Annotated in this window: 7 protein-coding genes; 2 read left to right on the top strand and 5 right to left on the bottom strand. The window is 61.5% G+C overall.

The window, feature by feature from the left end; translation table 11 throughout:
* Nucleotides 1-74 precede the first annotated feature (74 nt).
* A complete protein-coding gene (locus ACGVJ8_RS05365) occupies nucleotides 75-629 on the top strand; it encodes an adenine phosphoribosyltransferase (protein ID WP_392346111.1) in 555 nt (184 codons plus the stop codon).
* Here the strand turns inward: ACGVJ8_RS05365 and ACGVJ8_RS05360 are convergent.
* From ACGVJ8_RS05360 to dapB, 5 genes are read right to left on the bottom strand one after another with little or no spacing between them, the layout of a single operon-like run.
* A complete protein-coding gene (locus ACGVJ8_RS05360) occupies nucleotides 620-832 on the bottom strand; it encodes a DUF2949 domain-containing protein (RefSeq protein ID WP_392346109.1) in 213 nt (70 codons plus the stop codon). The genes ACGVJ8_RS05365 and ACGVJ8_RS05360 overlap by 10 nt on opposite strands.
* A 38-nt stretch (nucleotides 833-870) precedes the next feature.
* Nucleotides 871-2,019: an FAD-dependent monooxygenase gene (locus ACGVJ8_RS05355; RefSeq protein ID WP_392346107.1), complete on the bottom strand. Its 1,149-nt coding sequence runs from the start codon at nucleotides 2,017-2,019 to the stop codon at nucleotides 871-873.
* Nucleotides 2,020-2,039: 20 nt separating this feature from the next.
* Complete coding sequence (locus ACGVJ8_RS05350) at nucleotides 2,040-2,291, bottom strand: high light inducible protein (protein WP_392346105.1); 252 nt, start codon at nucleotides 2,289-2,291, stop codon at nucleotides 2,040-2,042.
* 50 nt (nucleotides 2,292-2,341) lie between these two features.
* Nucleotides 2,342-2,998 (bottom strand): hypothetical protein, encoded by a 657-nt coding sequence (locus ACGVJ8_RS05345; RefSeq protein WP_392346103.1) that lies wholly within the window; start codon nucleotides 2,996-2,998, stop codon nucleotides 2,342-2,344.
* 10 nt (nucleotides 2,999-3,008) lie between these two features.
* Nucleotides 3,009-3,842 (bottom strand): 4-hydroxy-tetrahydrodipicolinate reductase, encoded by an 834-nt coding sequence (dapB, locus tag ACGVJ8_RS05340; protein WP_392346101.1) that lies wholly within the window; start codon nucleotides 3,840-3,842, stop codon nucleotides 3,009-3,011.
* 117 nt (nucleotides 3,843-3,959) lie between these two features.
* Between dapB and ACGVJ8_RS05335 the strand changes: the two genes are divergently transcribed.
* On the top strand, nucleotides 3,960-5,387 hold a 1,428-nt coding region (locus ACGVJ8_RS05335; RefSeq protein ID WP_392346099.1), incomplete at its 3' end, for a cobaltochelatase subunit CobN.

Below are 5,387 nucleotides of genomic sequence, written 5' to 3'. Positions count from 1 at the left end.
GTAATACTCCTCTAGATCCCAGTCACAACCCTGTAGTTGCAGTGCGTTAGGACTTGACAAACCTCATGGCTGCGATGATGGCAGGCTCATCGCCATTGCGCCACCTGGATTTGGATCTTCAGTCGCACATTCGTTCAATTCCAGACTTTCCCAAGCCTGGAATTCTGTTTCGAGACATCAACCCGCTCCTGCGTTCGCCCGAGGCCATGGCCGAGGTGATCTGCCAGCTGGGCCGGATCTGCGACCAGGTGAAGCCTGATCTGATCTTGGGGATCGAATCCCGGGGATTCATCTTTGGGGCACCCTTGGCCAGCGACCGACGGCTTGGCTTCGTGCCTGTCCGGAAGCCTGGAAAGCTGCCCGGTGAGGTGGTTGGTCTGGACTACGCCCTGGAGTACGGCACCGATCGGCTGGAGATTCAAGCCGATGCGTTTGAGAATTCACCCCGGGTGCTGGTGGTGGACGATTTGCTGGCCACCGGTGGAACGGCTGCAGCAACAGGACAATTGGTGGAGCAGGCCGGCGGTTGCTTGGTGGGCTTTGCCTTTGTGATCGAACTGGAGGGGCTCGGAGGGCGTCAGACGTTGCCCGCGGGTCAACCTGTGGAAGCGTTGTTGCGCTACGGCTGATTGTTCTGCCAGTCGAAGACTTCTTCCAACTGCTGCAAACTCAACAACCCGAAACTCCAAAGCACGATCGGGAGGGGGGCTTGTTCCAGTTCCGCCTGGCGTTGCCCCAGTTCCAGGGCGCTCACACTCAATCCCACACGGCGCTGAAGAAAGTGCAGCAGCGCGTCGGTGGCTGGGGGTTGCCGCTGGCTGGACATCACCATGGTCGCGACCCGCGCTTGGCTCAGTTTGGCAAGGCCTGCTAGAGCTGCATGGGGCCGTCACTCATGGCCCGCAGGCTCAGTCGGCGCAAGCCAGAGAACTGTTTCAGTAGAAGCAGTGCCAAACGCCGTATTGGAAGCAGCAGCGGTTGGCGGTTGGAAAACACCCGCACCAGAAGATCCGTTGCCACACCCACCTGGAGCACATCAAGCCAGCGGCTCATCCCGTACTGCCGAGCGATTGTTGCAGCGCTGCCGCCCCGCTCCACGGCGCGCAGCAAACCATCCACATCGCGCCAGCAGAGATTGAGCCCTTGGCCTCCCACAGGATGGCAGCGGTGGCCTGCTTCGCCGATCAGCACGCCACGTCCGCGATGAAAGCGGCGAGCCAGCAGCCATTGCTGAGGGAAAGCTCGGGGTTGATCGAGCAGGCGATCCGGTTCAATCCCCTCCGGCAGAACAGCGGCAAGTTGATCGAGAAATACGCTGCGCTGCAGTGTGCTGCGCTGCTGGCAACGCTGCAAGGGTGCACTCCACACCACCTGAAAGGTTCCCTGACCCAAGGGCAGAACGGCGAGAGGACCTTCCGGACGAAATAATTCGCAGGCCCTGTCGTGGGGCAGTCCCCGTAGGACAACTTTGGCTGTGAGACATCCCTGGCGATAGCGGATGCCCCAGTGACGGATGCCCCAGGCCTCTCGCGTGGGGGAATGCGGTCCATCAGCCGCCACGATCAGGGCATCAGCGCTTGGATCCGGGCATGGTTCGGCCAGGTGCATGGCAACGTTGTCATTGGCCTCCAGCCGGGCCAGCAACAGCTTCATCAATAGCCGGTGATCGAGGATCCAGCCGATGCCGTTATGGTTGCGATTGGCTGATGCCAGGTCGTCCTGGCCGAAGAGAACGCGGGAGTTGGTGGCCCCGTCCCGCAAATCCAGGTCACGGAAGGGCACTAGGGCATCGCGCAGGTCGTGCCAAAGCTCCAGGTTTGTCAACAACCGGCGGCTGGAGTGGGTGATGGCGTAGGCCCGGCTTCTGGCTTGCAATTCCGACGCCGTCAGCGGGTCAAACAGGACCACGCGCTGACCTTGGAGGCCGAGGGCTAGAGCTGTGAGGGCGCCGGTGGGACCAGCACCCAGGACATGAATTTCTGGAGGGGATGGAGCCATTCGAAGAGTCTGGCCAGCCATCCCGATCCAGCGCGAGGCAATCAGCCCAGGCCGAGCAGCCCGTGAACGAAGGATTCACCGCCCAGGGCCAACTCGGTGGCGAGTAGAGCAATGAAGCCGAGCATGGCCATGCGGCCGTTCAGTTTTTCGGCGCGGTCGTGGAAACCCCAACCCTGCGTCGCTTCAACCACTTCCATGCGGGGTTCCGTGGCAAAGGCGTTGAGGCGGCCGCCGTCTTCGGTGGTGACCTGTGCACCACGCACGACAGGAGTGGAAGGAGAGGATTGGGACATGGATGCCGCTATTGGATTGCTAAGAAGTATAAACCAGATTTAAGAAATGTTCAGCGACGGTTATTCAGGCGGAGCTGGCAGAGCTCCTCAAAGGCGGGACGGAGCAGGAAGGGGTACTCGCCAACCCACATCCGCATACCTGGCAGCCAGGCATCGCTGAGGGCTCCGATCTTTGAGAAATCCTTGCGCTCACTCAGCACCAGGCAGCGGATCAGGCTGCCGCGGCGGATCGACTGGTGTTTTTTCTCCATCGGAAATGCCACCCGGCCGAGATAACCTTCTTCGTCTTCGAGTTCGAGCAGCATCCAGGTGCGTCGGTTTTCCACGAGTTCCAGCCGGCCGCGGCTGTCGGCCTGCTCGTGGCGGTTTTCCACCCGCTCTCGCGTGATCACGTCCGCCACCTCGCCTTCAAATAGGGCAGCCGTGGGATATCGCCGCAGGGTGGCGTTGCGTTGGCCGGCCTGAACGATCGGGCCCCAAAGCACATATAGGAAGAACACAACGCTGATCACCAGCCAGGCGGGGCCCCAGCGGCTGCCGAGCTGCGCCTGGTTGTAGATCAGGAACGTGATAACCCCACCGATGGCGGCGATCATCAGGCGCTGCAGCACCTCCTGGGGGTTGCCGAGGGAGACGCGGAACTGGTTGCCGGTGGCAACGGCAGGGATCAGTCGTTGCAGTTCACCAGGGCGGAGGGGAATGAGCATGGTGTCGCCTTCAGATCAGGCGCTCAAGGCCATACACAAGGCTGCCGAGGCTGCCCACCTTGCGCACCGTGAGCAGCACGCCTGGCATGTAGGCGGAACGATCGATGGTGTCGTGACGCAGGGTGTAGGTCTCCCCCGGGGCTCCGAACATCACTTCCTGGTGAGCCACCAGGCCCGGCAGCCGCACGGAGTGCAGCCGCAGACCACTGTCCCGCTGTCCTCCGCGGCAACCCGCCAGGGATTCGTGCTCGTCCACTTCCTCGGAATTGAAGCTTTTGCCGAGTTCTTCCATCAACTCAGCGGTTTTGATGCAGGTGCCACTGGGGGCATCCGCTTTGCGGTTGTGGTGCAACTCCGTCAGTTCCGCGTGGTCGTAGAAACGTGCCGCTGCGGCTGCCGCTTGCTGCAATAGCACCATGCCCACTGAAAAATTGGGGATCACGGCCCCACCCACGGACGCTTTGGCGGAAAACTCGGTGAGGCCGTTGAGTTGTTCAGGCGAGAGCCCTGTGGTTCCGATCACGGGGTGAACGCCGTAAGCGATCGCCGCGCGGGTGTGTTCATAAACAACGGAAGGATGGGTGAAGTCCACCAGCACGGCGCCGCTGCCGCCGTCCCGCACCGATTGGCTCACAGCGCAGAGACAGCCTTCGAAATCAGCCGTCACGGCCACCTCAAGCTCGCCGAAGCCCAGCTCCAGACCCACGTCTGCCCCCTCTTTCCCGGGGGTGTTGTCGATGGCGCCAACCAGGCTGCAGTCCTGGGCTCCCACCACAGCCTTGATCACCTCGGCGCCCATGCGCCCCAGGGCACCGGCGACAACGACGGGAATCGGAGCGGTCATGAAAGCGCAGCAGACGCTTCAAAGCCTATGGGGCGGCTCGTGTAACGGCCGATCAGAAATCCTCGCGCCGTAAGGGCCAGTCGCCGTAAGGTTCTTCACATTGCTCAAAGCGCGCTGATGTTCACACAGGTCCGCTCCGCCGATCGCCGCGTTGCTCCTGTGGAGGGACAGAACCACAAATCCGTGATGAAAGCGGTTTATGTGGTGCTGGAGCCCCAGTACCAAAACGCCCTAACCCAGGCAGCGACAGCTCTCAACGCATCTGGTGGCGATCTCGGGATCGAGCTCAGCGGGTATCTGATCGAAGAACTCCGCGACGACGACAACTACGCAGGCTTCTGTGCCGATGTGGCTGAGGCTGATGTCTTTGTCGCCTCTTTGATCTTTATTGAAGATCTGGCTCAGAAGGTTGTGGACGCCGTTGCCCCACACCGCGATCGACTCAAGGCGGCTGTGGTCTTCCCGTCTATGCCTGAAGTGATGCGGCTCAACAAGCTGGGCAGCTTCTCGATGGCCCAGCTCGGTCAGAGCAAGAGCGCCATCGCAGGCTTCATGAAGAAGCGGAAGGCAGCCGGAGGTGCTGGTTTCCAGGACGCGATGCTTAAGTTGCTGAACACGCTGCCCACCGTTCTCAAGTACCTGCCGGTTGAGAAAGCGCAGGATGCCCGCAGCTTCATGCTCAGCTTCCAGTACTGGTTGGGCGGTACCCCCGACAACCTGCGGAACTTCCTGTTAATGCTGGCGGACAGGTACGTCTTCCCAGCTGCAGAAGGCGAGGAACGCCCACCGATGGAGGTGGCGGAGCCTGAGGTGTTCCCCGACCTCGGTATCTGGCACCCCCTGGCTCCCTCGATGTTCGAGGACCTCAAGGAATATCTGAACTGGACCTCCAGTCGCACCGATCTGTCTGAGGAAGCCCGCAAAGGGCCGGTGATCGGTCTGGTGCTACAGCGCAGCCATATCGTCACCGGTGACGATGCGCATTACGTGGCCACTATTCAGGAGCTGGAGTTCCGTGGCGCTCGCGTGATTCCGATCTTCTGCGGCGGTCTCGACTTCTCCAAGCCGGTCAACGCTTTCTTCTATGACCCGCTGAATCCTGAGCAACCCCTGGTGGATGGCATCGTTTCTCTCACCGGTTTTGCGCTGGTCGGAGGACCTGCCCGCCAGGACCACCCCAAGGCGATTGAGTCGCTGAAGAAGCTCAACCGCCCCTACATGGTGGCGCTTCCCCTCGTCTTCCAGACCACCCAGGAGTGGGAACAGAGCGACCTTGGCCTGCACCCGGTGCAGGTGGCTCTGCAGATCGCCATTCCCGAACTGGATGGCGCCATCGAGCCCATCGTTCTGTCGGGTCGCGATGATGCCACCGGTAGGGCTCACACCCTCCAAGACCGGGTTGATGCCATTGCTGAGCGGGCCATCCGCTGGTCATCGCTGCGGATCAAGCCCCGCAACGAAAAGAAGCTGGCGATCACGGTGTTCAGCTTCCCTCCCGACAAGGGCAACGTCGGCACGGCGGCTTACCTCGACGTCTTCGGCTCC

Origin of the sequence: Parasynechococcus sp. (assembly GCF_042954245.1) — a bacterium.
GTDB lineage: Bacteria > Cyanobacteriota > Cyanobacteriia > PCC-6307 > Cyanobiaceae > Parasynechococcus.
This window is presented reverse-complemented; position numbering and strand designations above follow the sequence as displayed.